Genomic DNA, 17685 nt, shown 5'->3' on the forward strand with positions numbered 1-17685 from the left:
AAGGAGTTATTTATGGAGACAAAACCTTACCTCATCGCCTTAGATCTGGATGGAACCTTATTAAAAGATGATAAAACCATTTCCCCTGAAACGGCACGGACGATTCAGACGCTGAAAGAAGCGGGCCATCATGTCTGCATCTCAACCGGCCGCCCTTTCCGTTCCAGTTCGATGTATTATGACGAGCTTGGGCTGACAACGCCGATTGTCAATTTTAACGGAGCGTTTGTCCACCACCCGAAAGACGAGTCATGGGGACGCTACCACACGTCTTTATCTGTCGATGTGGTCAGACAGCTTGCCGAACTTACAGAGACCTACCAAATACATAATGTGCTCGCTGAGATCATTGATGATGTGTACTTCCATTATCATGATGAGCATTTAATTGAGGCGTTTCATATGAATACGGCGAATGTCACATTCGGCGATCTGCGCGAAACGGTCAAAGAGGATGTGACGTCCGTATTGATTCACGCGAAGGAAGAGGACGTCGCGGACATACGCGCGCATTTATCCGATGTGCACGCCGAGGTCATTGACCACAGAAGATGGGCGGCTCCTTGGCATGTGATTGAAATTATTAAACACGGGATGAATAAAGCGGTCGGCCTGAAGAAAATCAGCGACTATTACCAAGTGCCGAGAGAACGGATCATCGCGTTCGGCGACGAAGACAACGATCTTGAAATGCTCCGATTTGCCGGGTGCGGCGTAGCGATGGGAAACGGCACGGATGAAGTCAAACAGGCCGCCGATCGCGTCACGGGTTCAAATGAAGCGGACGGAATCGCCGAATTTTTAAAATCCTATTTCTCCCTGTGAGGTTTTCCCGCTCATAACACAAAGCCTTCCGCCCATACTAAAACAGACGACTCATCTCGTCTAAATATGGAAGGGGGACATTGCAATGGGTAAACGAAACAAATCAAAACGGTTTATTCAGCAAGGCAAGGACTCTGTCAGTCTTCATGACGCAAGATTTCCATATCGGTCTACATTAGAGGAAGCACAGCATGATGCAGCAAAAGATTCGGCTGAAAGGCAGGTTGACTTTTAATGAGAAACGAACTGTTTTCTCAAGCCAAGTCATTTGTCCAGCAGGCCGTCATGATTGCTAACGGTTTCGAGGACGGCGACCAGGAAAAAGCTGTCTCACGCGCCAAAAATGCCGTGTCTTCCGCGTACGCCAATTCGACGGATGCAGAACGTCAGCAGCTGCACCAATTTCAGGATCAGCTGGAGAAATTGCAATAAAAAAAGGCGCCCCGTTTGAGATGAGGGCGCCGCTTTTTTATTTTACTTCAAATGTTTTTACCGTTTTCAGTCTTTTTCCGATCAGATCGGACTTCCCTAAAAACGTCACCGTCACCGTGTATGTTCCCGGACCGGGCACGTTCTTCCACACATCTGAAAAGTCATACGTTTCATTCGGCATTAAGGTCACGGTCTGAAACGCCTGGGTAAACATTTTGTCTTTTGAATAGCGGTACAGTTCTTTGTGATGTTGGTCATGTACGGTCAGTTCGAATTTCTGCCCTGAGCTGAATGTGAAATCGATCGGGCTTTCGCTTTTGTTTTTTAAAGACATTTGAAATTCGATCTGCTGATCTGTCTGCACAGGATTTACGGCTAATTCCGCTTGCTGTTCATTCATCTCTCCGGATACCTCCTCAGCGGGCTCCTTCTGCCCGGATTGACTGCTGCATCCGATCAATAAAATGACCGGTAATAACAGGCCAAACAGCCACTTCATTCTATCCGCTCCTATCAGTCTTTTCTGAAGAAACCAAAGATGCCCGTCGTTTGCACGATGTTTGTGAAGGCTTTCGGGTCGACTTCTTTCACGATTTTCTCAAGGTCATACAATTCGTACCGCGTGATGACGATGATCATCATTTCTTTCTGTTCGTTTGTGTAAGCGCCTTTTGCCGGCACCGTCGTAATGCCGCGGACCATTTTCCCGTAAATCGCTTCTTTGATTTCATCAGCTTTTTTTGTAACGATCATGGCGGTCAGTTTCATGTGGCGCGTGTGAATGGCGTCAATCACCCTTGTTGTGACATACAGAGCGACAAGGGTATATAATGCTTTCTCCCATCCTTGCAATAATCCTGCCGTCAAAATGATAATCCCGTTCAAAATGAAGAAATATGTGCCGACCGGTTTATCCTTCCATTTGGCCAGCACCATCGACACGATATCAAGACCGCCTGTCGAAGCGCCGAATTTCAGCGTTAAACCGATGCCGATAGCTGAGATGACTCCTCCGAATACGGTATTCAGAAGAATATCGTGTGACAGTCTCATTTCCGGGAGAATCCCCATAAAGACGGACGTCAGCGCTACGCTTAATATGCTGTATACGGTGAATGATCTGCCGACTTTCAGCCACCCTAACACACCGATGGGAATGTTTAAGAGGAACATGAGAACTCCTGTCGAAATATAAAAGGGGGCGTATTGATCAACGACGCTTGACAGCAGCTGGGCGACACCGGTAAAACCGCTGGCATATACATTCGCCGGTATCAGGAATAAATTCAGTCCCGCCGCATACAGAAACGCGCCGATGACGACGATTGCTAATTTTTTTACTTGTTCTAGTACCATGGCTTGCTCCTCCGCTCATTTTCATTATTAGCTTTTCCCTTAAAATAAAGTTTTGAACACTATTTTGCCAAATTTATATGATATAGTTGGCATACTCTCACCAACCGGAAAGAAGGGAATTATGATGACAGTTCACCTTATTGCTGACAGCGCCTCTGACCTGCCGAAATCTTATATTGAAGAAAACCGGATCGGGTTCATTCCGCTGCACGTAACACTTGGCGGAAACGAATATGAGGACGCGGTCACCATTCAGGCGGATCATATCTTTCAAGCGATGCGGGACGGGAAAGTTCCGAAAACATCCCAGGCATCACCGGATACGATAAAAAAAGTATTTTTACAATACGCGGAACTGGGAGAACCGGCGATATACATCGCCTTTTCCTCAGGTCTTTCCGGCACCTATCAGACGGCCGTAATGATCGCCAATGAAGTAAAAGAGGAATTTCCCGATTTTGATTTACGGATTGTAGATTCCAAATGCGCTTCACTGGGCTGCGGCCTCGCGGTGATGCACGCGCAAACACTCTGTGTTAACGGGAATACAATACAAGAAATCGAAACGTCTGTAAAGAACTTTTGCGCACGGATGAAACATATATTTACGGTCGATGACGTCGCTTATCTCGCGCGGGGCGGCAGAATTTCAAAAACGTCCGCTTTTGTCGGGGGGCTTTTGAACATCAAACCGATTCTGCATGTGGATGACGGCAGGCTCGTGCCGCTCGAAAAATTGCGCGGACAGAAGAAACTGTTTAAACGGATTATAGAAATGATGAAGGAAGAAGGCGGCGATTGGGCGGATCAAACCGTGGGAATCAGCTATGCAGATAATGAAGAGACGGCGATTGGGATGAAGGAAATGATTGAAGAAGCGTTCCATCCGAAAGAGATCATTCTTCATTCAATCGGCTCTGCGATCGGCGCCCACTCCGGGCCGGGCACGCTCGCGATTTTTTTCCTGAAGCCATAATTTCAATGCGGGCGGGCATCCTAACGGACAGAAGGGAGGCTTTGCCGCATGAAAGATGATGACAAAAAACCGTTGGACAATAACGCCGTAAATCAGAAAAAGAACCGGCTTGCCGAAAAAAACCGGCAGGCGGGAAAAAACCAGAATTCCAAAAAACCGGACCATCTGTAAAAGCAAAACAGCCCTCTTGTCTTAGAAGAAAGAGGGCTGTTTTTTGCGCACGGATGTCCGTTACAAAGTAAACCGGCGGACCTGATCGTTTAACCGCTCTGTCAGGCTCACCAGATTATTGACGCTTTCCGCCATTTTATGAAAAGAAGACAGCTGCTCAAGCGCGGAGGCAGAAATCTCTTCGCTTCCTGCAGCCGTTTCCTGAACGACGGCGCTGATGCTTTCGGCATGATGCAGCACTTGCTCACCAAGCTGTTTCGATTCGATGATCCGTCCGTCCAATTGAGTAAGCTCCGCCTTAATATGGGCGGCTTTTTGTTCAATATGGGCGAATGATTCTGACGTTTTCTCCATCAGCTCCTGCTGTCTGTCCGCCAAAGCGACGCCGGTCGTGACAGCTCCGGTAATGGATGTGATGCCGTCTTCAATTTGTTTTACCATATCGAAAATCTGCGCGGTCGCTTTGGCTGATCCGTCTGCGAGCTTCCGTATCTCCTCGGCAACGACGGCAAATCCTTTTCCGGCCTCGCCTGCTCTGGCCGCCTCGATTGCGGCGTTTAATGACAGCAGATTGGTCTGGCCCGCAATGTCGGAAACGGTCTGCGCCATCATACTGATGCCTGCCGCATGCTCTATGAAGAGATCGGCGGCTTCGGAAATCTCTTTTGATGTCTCATTGCTTTTATCAATGGCTTGCTTGGTCTCGGCTAAAGCACCTCGCCCCGCAGCCACCGCAGCAATCGTCTCTTCGCTGCTTCTCGTCGTTTGTTTTGAACGTTCGGCGTTCGCCTTTGAATGTTCATCCATTTGTTCAATGAATTGCACCGCATGCTGCAGATCTTCTGAAATGGTTTGGGAGCCTTGCGCCATTTCTTCCGTCGATACGGACACCTGCTCGGTCATGTCCTTCAGCGTCTGGTTTTCCTTCGTCAAACCTTCCGCAAAAGTCTCGACTTCACGGCCGACCTCTCCGATCGCCTGAATTAAGGTGCGGAGCTGTTCAGCCATCATTCCGAATGAGTCATTCAGCTCTTTCAGTTCGTCCTTCCCTTTATAATCAAGCATTTCAACAGCAAGGTTCCCTCCTGCAATACGGCGGGCATTTTCAGCCATGCGGCGGATCGGCCCTGCAATTCTCTTCGTCAGCCTGATGGAAGATATGACGGTGACGGCAAGTATCACGATGGTCAGCACGGCTGCGCTGTAAACGATAAACTGAATCTGGTCAGCCGTCTGCTTCTGCATGTCTTCATAGTGATCCCGGCTTTTCAGATTCAGCATATAAATATCATTCAGAAGACCGTTGATGCGGGCCGCCGTCCTTGTCGCTTCAGCCGGGCTTTTCGAATCAAGAGCAGCGTCCGCCTCCGCCTGCCATGATTCGTATTTTTTGGCGAGTTTGTCATAAGCGGCTTTGTCTGCACCGTCCGTCATCGTTTTTTTGAGCGCCGCCAGTTTGTCTGAGCTGCTTTTCATATAGCTTCGCACATCTTCTTTCTGGGCGTCTGCGAGCGTATAGGAATAGCCGGTGATGCTTTCTTTTAACGTATTAAGGTCAGCTTTTGCTTCCTGGACGTTTAACAGCGCGTCCACTTCATCTTCATTTGAAGCCTGAATCTTCATCATGTTTACGATGGTAAAGCCGATGACGGCGGCGAAGCAAATCATCGTAACGGCTGCGTTAACGAGCAGCCTTGTCCGTAATGTCACTTCAGATCGCCTCCTTTTTCAATCAGGCTGTTTTTCATATCCGTGATCTTTTTCGTCAGCCCGCCTGCGTTTTTGACAACTCTGATCTTGGCTAAGTCCATGCCGTTTTCCTTCAGTCCGTAAACGATCTCACCGCTTTTGATCTCCTTGTTGTCTTTTAAATCTTTCGCCAATTCATAGATGACATGGTCGACGTTTTTCACTAAAGAAGAGATAACGGCGTGCTCGGCGGTGTAATATTGATCGCTGTCAACACCGATGGCGTATACTTTTTGCGCCTCCGCTTCTTTCAGTGCGCCGACACCCGTGAAGCCGGCTGCCGTAAACAGGACATCGGCTTTTTTTCGGATCATGTTTTGGGCGATGCCCTTCCCGAGCTTATCATCGTCAAACGTACCGCTGATGTCCGACAGCACGCGGATATTCGGTTTGACTGATTCCGCGCCTTTCAGATAGCCTTTTTTAAACCGTTTAATGACGTCGGCATCTGAACCGCCGATAAATCCGATTGTGCCGGTTTTGCTCGTCATGGCCGCCAGCGCTCCGGCTAAGAAGCTTCCTTCATCCTCTTTAAACGTGACGGAGGTGACATTATCCAGGTCTGATACGGAATCAATCAGCACAAACCGCTGCTTCGGATATTTTTTGGCGACCTTTTCTAAATCCGCCTGCATGCTGTAACCGAGCCCCACAACAACATCATTGCCTTCCCGGACAAGCTGGGTCAGTCCTTTTTCGTACGTACCGGTGTCTTTTATTTCTCTGTAATCAAATGTGATGCCGAGCTCGTCTCTTGCTTTCATCAAACCTTGAAAGCCTGAATCATTAAATGATTGGTCGCCGAGGCCGTTGTCTGTCAGCATGATGCCGATTGTTTTCGTTTTTTCGGCCGCCGTCTCCTCGGATTTGCCGGCACATCCCGCCGTGCTGAGCGCAAGCAGCAGTACAGCCGCAAATATCGCCATTTTTCTCATTGAAACTCTCCTTTTGTTTTTTTCTATAGTTATATATCGGTTCGGATGTCAGAATATTTTATTTCAATAAAATATGTATGTTCGGCAGGTTGATAAACAAATGAGGGATATAGGAGCTTTTGAGAAAATAAAAAACACCGGTTTTGGTTCACCGATGTTTTTGCAGAAAATTTATTGTTTTTCGTATGTCCAGCCGTCTTTCTGATACACTTTGCCGTTTTTCATCAGGTGCCCGAGCGCCCGCTTAAAGGCGGCTTTGCTTAAATGAAACCGTTCGCGGATATCGTCAGGATCGCTTTTGTCTCCGTAAGGCATCGCGCCGTTTCTTGATCTCAGATAGGTCAGAATCTCCTCCGCGTCAACCGAAAGCGCATCCTGCTTTCTCGGCAGCAGGGACATGTTGACGGAGCCGTCTTCCTTCACCTCGATGACACGCCCCGTCACGCGGCTGCCGAGTCTCGGCTCTTCTTTTCTTTCTGAAGGGTGAATAAACGCGCGGATGCCTTCATCGGTTATCAGAAAAGAGCCTGATGCGATCAGTCTGTACACCGTGCCTGTCAGGTCTTTATTCATGACGTCTTCCTCTGCATCCGTAAATAATTCACTGATGATATCCTCAGGCGCCGGCTTGGCAAACATGCGTCCGCGGCTTGTCACCTTCAGCATGCAATACAGTCTGTCGCCTTTTTGCGGCCAGACGGATTTGTACGGAGGCAGGTGCTCCGTTGCGACGAGCGCGTCTTTTGACAGACCGACGTCGACGAATACGCCCATATCCTCCACAGCGTCCGTCACTTCCACCCATCCGTAGTCATAAAAGCTGATGAGCGGCTTTTTCATCGTCGCCGCGAGTCTTTCCTGATGATCGACGTAAATAAATACGTCCACTTCATCTCTGTCTTCAATATCCTCTGTGATTTCACTGTTATGTAAAAGAACCGTATCCTCGCCGTCGGTTAAAAAATAACCGAAATCGGTTTGGTGATCTATACTAAGCGTGAGCTGCTGCCCTGGTCTCATGTTATCGTCCTTCCTGATTCGCCCGTATGGGGCTGATGTTTTTCTCATTTTTTCCAATATGCATAAATTCATGCTTTATGCTGTTGGACATTTCTCTTTATTCTACTATAATCAACTCATAAGTGAAATGTTATAGGAGGTTTTCTCATGGCAAAAGAAAGTTCTTTTGATATTGTATCCAAAGTTGAATTTCCCGAAGTGCAGAATGCGATTCAGATGACGCTGAAAGAAATCGGCACGCGCTATGACTTTAAAGGATCGAAAAGCGATGTAACTTTAGAAAAGGAAGAACTTGTCCTGATTTCTGATGACGAGTTTAAACTGAATCAGCTCAAAGATGTGCTGAGCGGCAAGCTGATCAAACGGGACGTGCCGACGAAAAACATTGAATACGGCAAAATCGAAAATGCCTCAGGGGGCACGGTGCGCCAGCGCGCGAAGCTTGTACAGGGCATTGATAAAGACAGCGCCAAAAAAATCAACGCGGTGATTAAAAACTCCGGCTTGAAGGTAAAGTCGCAGATTCAGGACGACCAAGTGCGCGTCACCGGAAAAAATAAAGATGATCTGCAGCAGATTATTGCAGCCGTCCGCGGGGCAGACCTGCCGATTGACGTTCAATTTATTAATTTTAGATAAATTATGTGATTCCTATTGATTATTGTCTCTATTTTCGGTAAATTTGGAGAAAGGGATTTTCACAGTTAAGTTTTGGAAACCCATGACAATTACATGAACGTTCTTATCAAGAGAAGCCGAGGGACTGGCCCGACGACGCTTCAGCAACCGGTGTAATGGTTTAACCCAAACCATGACCAAGGTGCTAAATCCAGCAAGCTAAAAACAGCTTGGAAGATAAGAAGAGAGACAAATGATTACAAAGTCTTCTTCTTAAGAAGACTTTTTTTATTTCTCTTTTTTCCTTGCTGAATGTGACGAAGGAGGCAAACAATGGGACTATTACAAGACTTAAAAGAACGGATTTTAATCGGAGACGGCGCGATGGGCACTCTCCTCTATTCCTACGGCATTGACAGATGTTTTGAGGAACTGAACGTATCAAAGCCCGAGGAAATCAAGCGGATACATAAGGCTTACGTGGAAGCCGGGGCAGACATCATCCAGACAAATACGTACGGCGCGAATTTTATTAAACTCTCAAGATACGGACTTGAGGATGAAACGAAAAAAATCAATCAGGAAGCGGTCAGAATCGCGCGCGCTTCTTCAGACGGCGCTTATGTATTGGGAACGATGGGCGGCATCCGCACATTTAACAAAAACGCCTACAGCCTGGAGGAGATTAAACGCAGCTTTCGGGAGCAGCTTTATTTATTGCTTCACGAAGAGCCGGACGGTCTGCTCCTGGAAACATACTATGATTTAGAAGAGGCGCGCGAAGTGCTGAAGATAGCGAGAAAAGAAACGGAACTTCCGATTATGCTGAACGTATCCATGCACGAACAGGGCGTGCTGCAGGACGGAACGCCGCTTCGGGAAGCCCTCAGGTCAATTGCCGATCTCGGCGCTGACATAACGGGAATCAATTGCCGGCTCGGCCCGTACCACATGATTGAAGCGCTCACCGAAGTGCCGATATTCCGTGACGCTTATTTATCGGTCTATCCGAACAGCAGCCTCCCGTCTTTAGAAGAAGGCCGGCTTGTTTATGATACGGACGATGCCTATTTCCGGGAGAGCGCCGTACAGTTCCGCACTCAGGGCGCGCGCATTATCGGCGGCTGCTGCGGTACGACGCCAAACCATATCAGAGCCATGGCTGAAGCGGTCCGCGGACTTTCTCCCGTCACTGATAAAGAAGTGAAAATCAGACGGGAAGAAGAAGTCATCTCCGTCCGGAATGAACGGACCGAGCCGGGTTTAAACGAAATCGCCGCTCAAAAACGGTCAATTATCGTAGAGCTTGATCCGCCGAAAAAATTGAATTTTGACAAATTTCTGCAAGCGGCGGCTGAATTAAAAGAAACCGGCATAGAAGCGCTGACGCTCGCCGACAATTCATTGGCGACACCGCGGATCAGCAATGCCGCCTGCGGTTCATTGCTGAAAGAGCGTCTTGATATCCGTTCTCTCGTTCACATTACATGCAGAGACCGCAACATCATCGGCCTTCAGTCACATTTAATGGGGCTGGATACGCTCGGGCTCACCGACATTTTAGCCATCACGGGTGATCCTTCAAAAATCGGCGACTTTCCGGGGGCTACCTCCGTCTATGATTTAACGTCCTTTGACTTGATCAGGCTGATTAAACAATTCAACGAGGGCATTTCTTTATCTGGGAAACCGCTCGGCAAGAAAACGAACTTTTCCGTAGCCGGAGCATTTAATCCGAATGTCCGCCACCTTGATAAAGCAGTAAAACGGCTGGAGAAAAAAATAGAGTGCGGAGCTGACTACTTCGTGTCCCAGCCTGTCTACTCGGAGCAGCAGCTCATTGACATTCATCATGAAACGAAGCATCTCAAAACACCGGTGTATATCGGAATCATGCCGTTAACGAGCAGCCGCAACGCAGAGTTCATCCATCATGAAATCCCGGGCATTAAGCTGTCAGACAGCATCCGCGAAAAAATGGCGCTCGCCGGCGAAGACAAGCGGAAGCAGAAAGCCGAAGGCCTCGCCATCGCCAAGTCGCTTCTCGACACGGCGTGCGAACTGTTTAACGGAATTTATTTAATCACCCCGTTTCTCCGTTCTGATTTGACGTCAGAGCTTGCAGCTTATATTAAGCAAAAGGATGAAAAGCGGGCTGATGTATATTTGCATTGACGCGAAAGAGGCCGCCTGATATGACAGGCGGCTTTTTCATGGTACGATACAGAAAAAGAATCAAGCAAAGGAGGATTTTTTCATGGTTGAAGTAAAACCCATCACCGCAGAAGACACATACGCGATCAGACACAGCGTGCTGCGCCCCCATCAGACGATTGAGGATTGTAAATATGATCAGGACAGCGTCAAAGGAGCCTTTCATCTCGGAGGTTTTTACGACGGGACATTGATCAGCATCGCTTCTTTCTACCCGCAGAACCAGCAGGCGTTACAGGCAGCGCCCGCCTACCAGCTGCGCGGCATGGCGACGCTTGAGGAATACCGGACGCAAAAAGCGGGAAGCACGTTAATCGCCTATGCAGAACGGAAACTGGCAGATATGGGGGCGGCGCTTGTCTGGTGCAACGCCAGATGTCACGTAAAGGGATATTACGAAAAGCTCGGCTGGAAAAGCACGGGCAGCCCCTTTGACATACCCGGCATCGGCCCGCATGTGATCATGTATAAAGAACTCGCCTGAAACAGACAAATGCCCTTGGGGACATGTCTCTAAGGGCATTACCTTGAATGTCACGCCTGCTTTTATATGCGGTACTATTGACGCCCTCCCGCTTTTTTAATACCCTTTGTACATTACGCAACAGCAAGGATGGCAGGCAGAAAACGATATCTGTCAATTGCCGTTTTCAGCTATTAATTCAGAAAAGGAAGTATGAGATGAATACGATCCAAAAACCGAAAATCCCGAAAGAATTGCCGGTGCTTTCTTTCACAGAAGCGCTTCAGGACGACCTCATAAAAGAAGTCGTCATAGAGAACGCCGTCGTAAACAGCAAACTGGACGGCCTGCGCGCCGAAAAAGTCATTTTCAGAAACACCGTTTTTACGGATGTCTCTTTCAGACATATGGAATGTACCGATGTCCTGTTTGACAAATGTGATGTCTCAAACGCTGATTTCAGCGGAAGCATCATCCATAGAACGGCGTTTCAGCATTCAAAACTTCTCGGCTTGAATCTGGCGGATTCCGCCATGCGTCATGTACGGTTTGAAGACTGCCTCGCAAATTACAGCTCCTTCAGCTATTCCAATATGAAGCATGTCCGGTTTGACACGTGCGCTCTTACAGAAAGCGAGTGGAATGATGCCGTTCTTGAATACACAGATCTTGACGCCTGTGATTTGAACGGCTCAAATTTTATCGGCACGTCTCTTTTTAATATGGATATCAGCACGTGCACATTTGATCATCTGCATGTCTCACTTGAGAAGCTGAAAGGATGCCGCATCTCTCCGGCGCATGCCGTTACATTCGCAGAAGCGCTCGGAGCCATTGTGACGTGATCTTTTATTAAACGAAACGGCGGGCGATGTCCGCTATCGTTTGAATGCCTTTTTCCAAGTCCGGTAAGGATGCGTACGAATAGGAAAGACGCAGGCTTTGCCGGTCTTCGGGAAGATAGAGAGCTCCCGGATTGATCAGCACGCCGGCCTCCAAGGCACGGGTGAAAAGCGTCTGAACGGCGATTGCTTGATGAAAAGTGACCCAAATATAAAAGCCCCCCTCCGGCACACGCCACTCCGCAATATCTCCCGCGTATCTTTCAAGAGAACGCAATGCCGCATCTCTTCTGATTTTGAGTTCCTTTCTGAGACGCAAAAGGCGCGCTTCATAGCGGCCGCTTGACAGCCATTGACATGCCGCCCATTGAGATAAAGCACTGGAGCCGTAATCCGTCTGCATTTTAATATCGGCGAGCCTGTCTGCAACCGGCTCAGGGGCGACGACCCATCCGATGCGCAGACCCGGGCTTACGGTTTTTGACAGCGTGCCGATATACAGTACATTCCCCTCACCGTCCATCGATTTTAACGGAGGCGGCGGTTCTTTATCGATCCATAAATCACCGTATGCGTCATCTTCAATGACAGGCAGGCGGTGATTTCTTGCGAGCGCGATGAGTTCCTTCCTCCGCTTAAGTGACATTACCGTTCCGGTCGGATTATGGAATGACGGAATGGTGTACAGCAGCCCTGCTTCGTATTGCCGCCGGTAAGCGGGAAGATGATCCGTTTTGATTCCGCTCCCATCCATCGGCACTCCCTTAAGCCTGACGCCCGCTGATTGAAACACACGCAGGGAATGGAGATACGACGGGTTTTCAGTCAGCATGACGGAGTTTGGTTTTAGCAGCCCGATTGAAATGAGCTGAAGCCCCTGCAGCGCGCCTGAGACGATTACGATGGATGCCGGGGACGCGTGAATCCCCTTTGTTTTCAAATGTTCCGCGACGCTTTGCCGAAGCTGCAGGCTGCCCTTCGGTTCTTCATAGCCGAGCGCAAAAATGTTAGTTCCCGCTTCACGGAACAGTTCGGCCATCTCCTGCTCAGGCAGCAGCTCTTGACTCAGTTCACCCGTCCCCAGCCTGATCAGATCCGGACGCGGCTCGTTTTGATTAATGGCCTGAATCAAGGATGAATTCGGCTGATGACTCCCCGATGTAACGTATGTGCTCCAATCAAGGGGCTTAGCCGCTGCCATGATGCTCCACGTATTGTTGACGACCTTTGTGCCTCCCCCTCTTTTTCCTTCCAGAAGACCTTGGGCGATTAACTCATCAACTGCTGCCGTCACTGTGCTTCGGTTGACCTGAAGCTCCTCGGCGAGCTTTCTTTGTGAGGGAATTTTCGTGCCGATGGTCCATTCGCCATGAAGTATTTTTTCTTTTATATGCTGTTCGATCTGGAGATAAAGCGGTATGTGCGACTCCCGATCCGGACGCCAGCTGTTCATACGTCATCCCTCCTTCTTTATTTATTATACATTTGGCTGGTTCAAGTACCAGCCAAATGGCCGGAGACATCAGCACACAGTGCGGCTACAATGAGATTTAGTTGACGATTGGAGGGTTTTACGAAATGAATGCCATTCTTCACGGAGTGATGCTCGCTTTCGGCCTTATTTTGCCATTGGGCGCGCAAAACGTGTTTATTTTTCAGCAGGGAGCCTGGCAAAAACATGTGTGGCAGGCGTTTCCCGCAGTGATTGCCGCCGCGGTATGCGATACGATTCTCATCAGCGCGGCCGTCGCAGGCGTGTCAATGATTATTGCAGAGATTCCCGTTTTTCAGACCGTCATGCTTATAGGCGGCTTTTTGTTTCTCAGTTTTTTAGGCTGGCAGACTTGGAGAAGCAAACCGCAGGCCGAACAGGCGAGAAAAACGGTTTTCACGGCAAAAAAACAGGCGGTCACGGCCGTCATGGTATCCCTTTTGAACCCGCATGCGATTTTGGATACCGTCAGTGTCATCGGCACAAGCTCCGCCGCCTATCCGGGAATTGATAAATGGCTGTTTGCCGGTGCTTGTATCGCGGTTTCCTGGGTATGGTTCGCCGGACTGGCATTCGCGGGACGGCTCGTTCAAACGGCGGATACAGGAGGCCGGCTCCTCGGCATCCTGAATAAATGCTCGGCATTGGTGATGTGGGGTGCTGCTTTTTATTTTGCGGCGCTTTTGTTTCGATAAAAGGAATTCGGCCAGGCCATGTTGAATGTACCGGAAGGAAGAGGGGGAATTGGAATGTCAGACATTTTAAAGCTGTATCACTACCACAGATGGGCAAATGAGCAAGTTATTCAGCATCTGAAGACGCTGCCCGCGGTCAGCTTACAGCAGAAACTGAAAAGTGTTTTTCCGACTGTGAACGCCGTGCTTGTGCATATATACCGGGCTGATTACATTTGGCTTCACGTGCTTTACGGAGAAACTTTCGAACAAATCGTCTCGCAGTTTGATCAATTTGAAAAGCTTGACGGAGATTTTGAGGCGATTGAACATAGAATGACTGAACTGGACAAAGAATTCAGCGAATTTTTAAAAGAAATGGAGAACCCGGAAGGTCCGATCTCTATTTCTCATCCGCGCCTGGGGACGCTTCAGACGACATATGCCGATGTGATCCGGCATGTTGTGAATCACGGCACATACCATCGCGGCAATATCACCGCGATGCTTCACCAAATGGGCTATAAAGGCGTGCCGACTGACTACATTTTTTTCTCATACGAATCATAAAAAAGCAAAGGCCTCCCGGGCCTTTGCTTTTTTACTTCGAATCTATCATAATCCGATATAGCTGGAGACGCCCGCTTTTTCGGCCACATCGTAAATTGTCATTTTCATGCTTACTGATCCCTCTTTTGTTCTCTGGTTTTAGGTCAGTCCGTTTTCCGGCTTACGAATTTGCGGTATTCAAGCGGCGAAATGCCTTCAATCTGTTTAAACAGTTTGGAAAAATAGGTCGGGTCCTCCATACCGATGGCGTCCGCGATTGCCCCCATTTTGTCATTGGTTGCGGACAAAAGACGTTTCGCCTCCGTCATTCTGACTTTGTTCGTATACTGGCCGGGCGTGACGCCGAGCACCTGCTGCATACAGCGGGTCACGTAGTCTTGGTTGTAATGAAGAGCCGAAGAGAGCGCTTTGATGGTTGTTTTCTCCTGATAGTGCTCCTGCAGGTACCGGGCGGCCTCCCATGCGACTCTTTCCTTTGCGGACGGGATTTGGAACGCTTCTTTCTGAAGATGGAGCAGCAGCTCTTCAAACAGAATCTGCTTTCTGAGCGGCAGATCGGAGTTCTCGGCGCTGTCATCGGTCAGCACACTGAATTGCCCGGCCATAAACTGCGGGCGTCTCACCTTCCCTTTTTGCGGCAGGGACAGGCGGTAGCGGGACGGTTCTTCAAAGCTCCCTTTTTTTCGCCTCAGCTCCGACCAATTGTTCCCGGTTGTTTCCGTCACCTCATAAGCCGCTCCCTCAAAATGAAGCCACGAATAGGATGTCGTTTCTTCACTGCCTTTTGTCCCGTAATGTTCAAGGCCGGGAGAAAGCAGAATATATTCTCCCGCTTCAACGGAAAAGGCGTTTTCGTCTTCTGTAATGTAGAGGACGCCTTCTTTCACATACAGCAGATCAAACACCGGGAAGACCCGTCTCACATGGGTTTCGCCTTTTTTGAACACTCCTTCTCCCGCAGCGATAAAGACCGGGAACGGAGGAACTGTGAACTCGAGAAAGGACATATTTTCGGCCCTCCTTTTTAAGTCGGATTTTTGCAAGAAGTTTCGTTTCTCTCCCTTTTTATTATAAGAAAATGGAGGTACACTTTTAAACGTTGATTTTGTCAGGAAAGGGGTTAAAAGAAATGAAACAAGCGATTTTAAAACGGGCTGCGTTCAAACAATCCTCTGATCACAAACTCTCATTATACGCGCTGACTTGGCCGATATTTATTGAGGTTTCATTATATATGTTTATGGGAAACGCCGACACTCTTATGCTTAGCCAATACTCTGACAACAGTGTGGCGGCCGTGGGTGTCAGCAATCAGATTTTAAATTTAATTATCGTGATGTTCAGCTTTATCGCAACGGGCACGACAATTGTGATTTCACAGTTTTTAGGATCTAAACAGAAAAAAGAGGCGCAGGAAGTGGCTTATGTATCAATAGGAGCGAACTTTGTCATCAGTCTCGCCATCAGCGCCGCCATATTTTTTGCGGCCGTTCCGCTGCTTCATGTAATGGGTCTTTCCAATGAATTGATGCCGGATGCCAAAGTCTTTTTGCAGGTGGTCGGCGGGCTGTCCTTCATTCAGGCTTTGATTATGACGTTCAGCGCCATTTTAAAAAGCTACGGTCATACGAAGGATACGATGTTCGTTACGATCGGGATGAATATTTTAAATATTGCCGGAAACTTTCTTGTCATTTTCGGGCCGCTTGGCCTTCCGGTGTTAGGCGTCGCCGGTGTTGCGATGTCAACGTCCTTCGCGCGGATCATCGGGCTGTTCGCGATGATTGTGATCCTCAAAAAACGCATCGGACTCGGTCTGACATGGCAAAAGATTTTTCACGTCCATAAAGAGCACTTGCGGAAACTCCTGAAAATCGGGATTCCGTCTGCCGGCGAACAGCTGTCTTACAACATTTCGCAAATGGTTGTCACTTATTTTATCGCCATTATGGGCGCTCAGGCGCTTACGACAAAGGTTTATACACAAAACATCACCATGTTTATCCTGCTGTTCGGAACGGCGATCAGCCAGGGCACACAGATTTTGATCGGCAGATATATCGGCGCCAAACGGTTTGACGACGCTTATGACCGCTGCATGAAAAGTCTGTACTGGGCGCTTGGCATTGCCGCTTTGACATCCGTGATCATGACCTTGTTTTCAAAGCAGCTGATCGGAATTTTCACAAGCAGCCCTGACATTATTGCGACGGCGAGCATGCTGATCGCCATGACAATCATTCTTGAGCCCGGCCGTTCATTTAATGTCATTATCATCAACTCGCTGCGGGCTGCCGGAGATGCAAAATTCCCCGTCTACATGGCGATGATTTCCATGTGGGGTATCGGACTGCCGCTCGCTTATCTGTTCGGCATCCATTTCGGATTAGGGCTTATGGGCATCTGGATTTCATTTATCGCGGATGAATGGGTCAGAGGCATTCTTATGTACAGAAGATGGCGGTCGCGGATTTGGATTCAAAAAGGGATTGCATAAACGCCCGAAGCTTCGTTATGAAGCCGGGCGTTTTTTATGCTTGCGAAAGCTGTTGTCTCATGTCACCGAGCTCTGACCGGTAATGTGCCGCTAAACCGGTAACGGCGGGCCTTGAGTATAACGGAAACAGCTCCAGCTCTTCAGACGCCTCCTCGAAATACGCCTCGGCCTCGAATGCGATGTACTCCCATACATTCATAAAAGCTTTGTTGACGGTATGGCTCTCCAGCTCTTCTTCCGTATAGCCGAATTGCTTCATCACCTGGCGCGGGAGACGCTTTTTCGCCCGCTCATCCGTATGGACCTCCAGAAGCACCCGGGTCAGCTGAATGGCTGCTCCTAATGAAACGGCTGCATGGCGGAGTTTCTCTTGGTTCCGGCGCGCGCAAACCGGCAGCAGAAGCAGGCCGAGGGCTCCGCCTGTTTGGCCCGCGTACATCAGCAGATCATCAAACTCTTGATACGTTACTTTTTCTCTGTCAGAGATTTGGCCGGCGATAAACTCACGTAACGGCTCTTCTTCAAGCGCAAATTGCTGCCGCGCATCGGTGAGCGCCTCCCACAAAAAGCCGTCGGCGCGGGACCCGTTCAGAAAGTCTTGTGCCGACTGTTCAAATCCTCCAAGTTCCTGCACATCAAGCCGGTCAGCTTCGTGAAACAAAGCAAGCACCGCCCATACGGCCCGCCTGTTTTTTGGCGGCAGGGATGAGAAAGTCCGTTTATATAAAGGAAAGTGCGCCTCGGCAAGCTGGGCGCATGTTTCGTATTCGGTCATGGTATCACTCCTCTGTTTTTTAGTGTACCATATGTTTCACAATAAAAAGACCGATATCCTTCAGCGGAAACCGGTC

General features: G+C 48.8%; 20 protein-coding genes and 1 riboswitch. Of the genes, 12 read left to right on the forward strand and 8 right to left on the reverse strand.

The annotated features are described in order from the left end of the window. Nucleotides 1-12: 12 nt before the first annotated feature. From SB24_RS04310 to SB24_RS04315, 3 genes are all read left to right on the forward strand, one after another. Nucleotides 13-825, forward strand: a complete 813-nt coding sequence (locus tag SB24_RS04310; protein ID WP_039252027.1) for a Cof-type HAD-IIB family hydrolase — start codon at nt 13-15, stop codon at nt 823-825. Nucleotides 826-910: 85 nt separating this feature from the next. Then, complete coding sequence (locus tag SB24_RS20185) at nt 911-1060, forward strand: hypothetical protein (protein ID WP_003155094.1); 150 nt, start codon at nt 911-913, stop codon at nt 1058-1060. Next, nucleotides 1060-1257 carry a DUF3813 domain-containing protein gene (locus SB24_RS04315; protein ID WP_003155097.1) on the forward strand — a complete coding sequence of 66 codons (198 nt, stop codon included), beginning with the start codon at nt 1060-1062 and terminating at the stop codon, nt 1255-1257. The genes SB24_RS20185 and SB24_RS04315 overlap by 1 nt, the downstream gene beginning before the upstream one ends. Nucleotides 1258-1294: 37 nt before the next feature. Here SB24_RS04315 and SB24_RS04320 read toward each other — a convergent pair whose 3' ends face one another. Both SB24_RS04320 and SB24_RS04325 read right to left on the reverse strand, forming a co-directional pair. Beyond that, nucleotides 1295-1756: a BsuPI-related putative proteinase inhibitor gene (locus SB24_RS04320; RefSeq protein ID WP_039252029.1), complete on the reverse strand. Its 462-nt coding sequence runs from the start codon at nt 1754-1756 to the stop codon at nt 1295-1297. Nucleotides 1757-1770: 14 nt separating this feature from the next. Continuing rightward, complete coding sequence (locus tag SB24_RS04325; RefSeq protein ID WP_003155101.1) at nt 1771-2613, reverse strand: YitT family protein; 843 nt, start codon at nt 2611-2613, stop codon at nt 1771-1773. Between the two features lie 124 nt (nt 2614-2737). Here SB24_RS04325 and SB24_RS04330 point away from each other — a divergent pair, with 124 nt between their 5' ends. Beyond that, nucleotides 2738-3589: a DegV family protein gene (locus SB24_RS04330; protein ID WP_039252032.1), complete on the forward strand. Its 852-nt coding sequence runs from the start codon at nt 2738-2740 to the stop codon at nt 3587-3589. A 48-nt stretch (nt 3590-3637) separates the two neighbouring features. Next, nucleotides 3638-3760 carry a hypothetical protein gene (locus tag SB24_RS19920; protein ID WP_003155105.1) on the forward strand — a complete coding sequence of 41 codons (123 nt, stop codon included), beginning with the start codon at nt 3638-3640 and terminating at the stop codon, nt 3758-3760. Nucleotides 3761-3820: 60 nt separating this feature from the next. On the opposite strand, the gene SB24_RS04335 is transcribed toward SB24_RS19920, so the two are convergent. The 3 genes from SB24_RS04335 to SB24_RS04345 form a co-directional block, all read right to left on the reverse strand. Then, nucleotides 3821-5470 (reverse strand): methyl-accepting chemotaxis protein, encoded by a 1650-nt coding sequence (locus SB24_RS04335; RefSeq protein WP_039252035.1) that lies wholly within the window; start codon nt 5468-5470, stop codon nt 3821-3823. Further along, a complete protein-coding gene (locus tag SB24_RS04340) occupies nt 5467-6444 on the reverse strand; it encodes a BMP family lipoprotein (RefSeq protein WP_039252037.1) in 978 nt (325 codons plus the stop codon). Before SB24_RS04340 ends, SB24_RS04335 begins: the two co-directional genes overlap by 4 nt. 171 nt (nt 6445-6615) lie before the next feature. Further along, nucleotides 6616-7512 (reverse strand): CvfB family protein, encoded by an 897-nt coding sequence (locus SB24_RS04345; RefSeq protein ID WP_169539338.1) that lies wholly within the window; start codon nt 7510-7512, stop codon nt 6616-6618. Nucleotides 7513-7611: 99 nt separating this feature from the next. Here SB24_RS04345 and SB24_RS04350 point away from each other — a divergent pair, with 99 nt between their 5' ends. The 4 genes from SB24_RS04350 (at nt 7612) to SB24_RS04365 (ending at nt 11604) form a co-directional block, all read left to right on the forward strand. Continuing rightward, nucleotides 7612-8103 carry a YajQ family cyclic di-GMP-binding protein gene (locus SB24_RS04350; RefSeq protein WP_003155112.1) on the forward strand — a complete coding sequence of 164 codons (492 nt, stop codon included), beginning with the start codon at nt 7612-7614 and terminating at the stop codon, nt 8101-8103. 100 nt (nt 8104-8203) lie between these two features. Next, a riboswitch (SAM riboswitch) is annotated at nt 8204-8326 on the forward strand. An 89-nt stretch (nt 8327-8415) separates the two neighbouring features. Further along, entirely contained in the window at nt 8416-10257 is a 1842-nt protein-coding gene (locus tag SB24_RS04355) for a bifunctional homocysteine S-methyltransferase/methylenetetrahydrofolate reductase (protein WP_039252040.1), read from the forward strand. Nucleotides 10258-10339: 82 nt separating this feature from the next. Then, the gene (locus tag SB24_RS04360; RefSeq protein ID WP_007409151.1) at nt 10340-10780 is read left to right on the forward strand and encodes a GNAT family N-acetyltransferase; all 441 of its coding nucleotides are present in this window, start codon (nt 10340-10342) and stop codon (nt 10778-10780) included. A gap of 197 nt (nt 10781-10977) precedes the next feature. Beyond that, the gene (locus SB24_RS04365; RefSeq protein ID WP_031378479.1) at nt 10978-11604 is read left to right on the forward strand and encodes a pentapeptide repeat-containing protein; all 627 of its coding nucleotides are present in this window, start codon (nt 10978-10980) and stop codon (nt 11602-11604) included. A 7-nt stretch (nt 11605-11611) separates the two neighbouring features. Here the strand turns inward: SB24_RS04365 and pdxR are convergent, their stop codons facing one another. Further along, nucleotides 11612-13054, reverse strand: coding sequence for a MocR-like pyridoxine biosynthesis transcription factor PdxR (gene pdxR / locus SB24_RS04370; RefSeq protein ID WP_039252046.1), 1443 nt, complete (start codon nt 13052-13054; stop codon nt 11612-11614). 125 nt (nt 13055-13179) lie between these two features. On the opposite strand from pdxR, the gene SB24_RS04375 reads away from it, so the two are divergent. Continuing rightward, complete coding sequence (locus SB24_RS04375) at nt 13180-13788, forward strand: LysE/ArgO family amino acid transporter (RefSeq protein ID WP_025284538.1); 609 nt, start codon at nt 13180-13182, stop codon at nt 13786-13788. Nucleotides 13789-13842: 54 nt separating this feature from the next. Beyond that, nucleotides 13843-14337: a DinB family protein gene (locus SB24_RS04380; protein WP_015239546.1), complete on the forward strand. Its 495-nt coding sequence runs from the start codon at nt 13843-13845 to the stop codon at nt 14335-14337. Nucleotides 14338-14480: 143 nt separating this feature from the next. On the opposite strand, the gene SB24_RS04385 is transcribed toward SB24_RS04380, so the two are convergent. Then, nucleotides 14481-15344, reverse strand: a complete 864-nt coding sequence (locus tag SB24_RS04385; protein WP_007409155.1) for an AraC family transcriptional regulator — start codon at nt 15342-15344, stop codon at nt 14481-14483. 122 nt (nt 15345-15466) lie between these two features. Between SB24_RS04385 and SB24_RS04390 the strand changes: the two genes are divergently transcribed. Further along, nucleotides 15467-16834: an MATE family efflux transporter gene (locus SB24_RS04390; RefSeq protein ID WP_039254954.1), complete on the forward strand. Its 1368-nt coding sequence runs from the start codon at nt 15467-15469 to the stop codon at nt 16832-16834. A gap of 34 nt (nt 16835-16868) precedes the next feature. Here the strand turns inward: SB24_RS04390 and SB24_RS04395 are convergent, their stop codons facing one another. Continuing rightward, on the reverse strand, nt 16869-17609 hold the full coding sequence (locus tag SB24_RS04395) for a squalene/phytoene synthase family protein (RefSeq protein ID WP_015417187.1): 741 nt from the start codon (nt 17607-17609) through the stop codon (nt 16869-16871). Nucleotides 17610-17685: the final 76 nt, after the last annotated feature.

This window comes from Bacillus sp. Pc3, from assembly GCF_000815145.1.
Taxonomy (GTDB): domain Bacteria; phylum Bacillota; class Bacilli; order Bacillales; family Bacillaceae; genus Bacillus; species Bacillus velezensis.

Coding starts and splice junctions, on each gene's coding strand:
- SB24_RS04310 (WP_039252027.1), top strand. CDS start 13: ATGGAGACAAAACCTTACCTCATCGCCTTAGATCTGGATGGAACCTTA.
- SB24_RS20185 (WP_003155094.1), top strand. CDS start 911: ATGGGTAAACGAAACAAATCAAAACGGTTTATTCAGCAAGGCAAGGAC.
- SB24_RS04315 (WP_003155097.1), top strand. CDS start 1,060: ATGAGAAACGAACTGTTTTCTCAAGCCAAGTCATTTGTCCAGCAGGCC.
- SB24_RS04320 (WP_039252029.1), bottom strand. CDS start 1,756: ATGAAGTGGCTGTTTGGCCTGTTATTACCGGTCATTTTATTGATCGGA.
- SB24_RS04325 (WP_003155101.1), bottom strand. CDS start 2,613: ATGGTACTAGAACAAGTAAAAAAATTAGCAATCGTCGTCATCGGCGCG.
- SB24_RS04330 (WP_039252032.1), top strand. CDS start 2,738: ATGACAGTTCACCTTATTGCTGACAGCGCCTCTGACCTGCCGAAATCT.
- SB24_RS19920 (WP_003155105.1), top strand. CDS start 3,638: ATGAAAGATGATGACAAAAAACCGTTGGACAATAACGCCGTAAATCAG.
- SB24_RS04340 (WP_039252037.1), bottom strand. CDS start 6,444: ATGAGAAAAATGGCGATATTTGCGGCTGTACTGCTGCTTGCGCTCAGC.
- SB24_RS04345 (WP_169539338.1), bottom strand. CDS start 7,512: ATGAGAAAAACATCAGCCCCATACGGGCGAATCAGGAAGGACGATAAC.
- SB24_RS04350 (WP_003155112.1), top strand. CDS start 7,612: ATGGCAAAAGAAAGTTCTTTTGATATTGTATCCAAAGTTGAATTTCCC.
- SB24_RS04355 (WP_039252040.1), top strand. CDS start 8,416: ATGGGACTATTACAAGACTTAAAAGAACGGATTTTAATCGGAGACGGC.
- SB24_RS04360 (WP_007409151.1), top strand. CDS start 10,340: ATGGTTGAAGTAAAACCCATCACCGCAGAAGACACATACGCGATCAGA.
- SB24_RS04365 (WP_031378479.1), top strand. CDS start 10,978: ATGAATACGATCCAAAAACCGAAAATCCCGAAAGAATTGCCGGTGCTT.
- pdxR (WP_039252046.1), bottom strand. CDS start 13,054: ATGAACAGCTGGCGTCCGGATCGGGAGTCGCACATACCGCTTTATCTC.
- SB24_RS04375 (WP_025284538.1), top strand. CDS start 13,180: ATGAATGCCATTCTTCACGGAGTGATGCTCGCTTTCGGCCTTATTTTG.
- SB24_RS04380 (WP_015239546.1), top strand. CDS start 13,843: ATGTCAGACATTTTAAAGCTGTATCACTACCACAGATGGGCAAATGAG.
- SB24_RS04385 (WP_007409155.1), bottom strand. CDS start 15,344: ATGTCCTTTCTCGAGTTCACAGTTCCTCCGTTCCCGGTCTTTATCGCT.
- SB24_RS04390 (WP_039254954.1), top strand. CDS start 15,467: ATGAAACAAGCGATTTTAAAACGGGCTGCGTTCAAACAATCCTCTGAT.
- SB24_RS04395 (WP_015417187.1), bottom strand. CDS start 17,609: ATGACCGAATACGAAACATGCGCCCAGCTTGCCGAGGCGCACTTTCCT.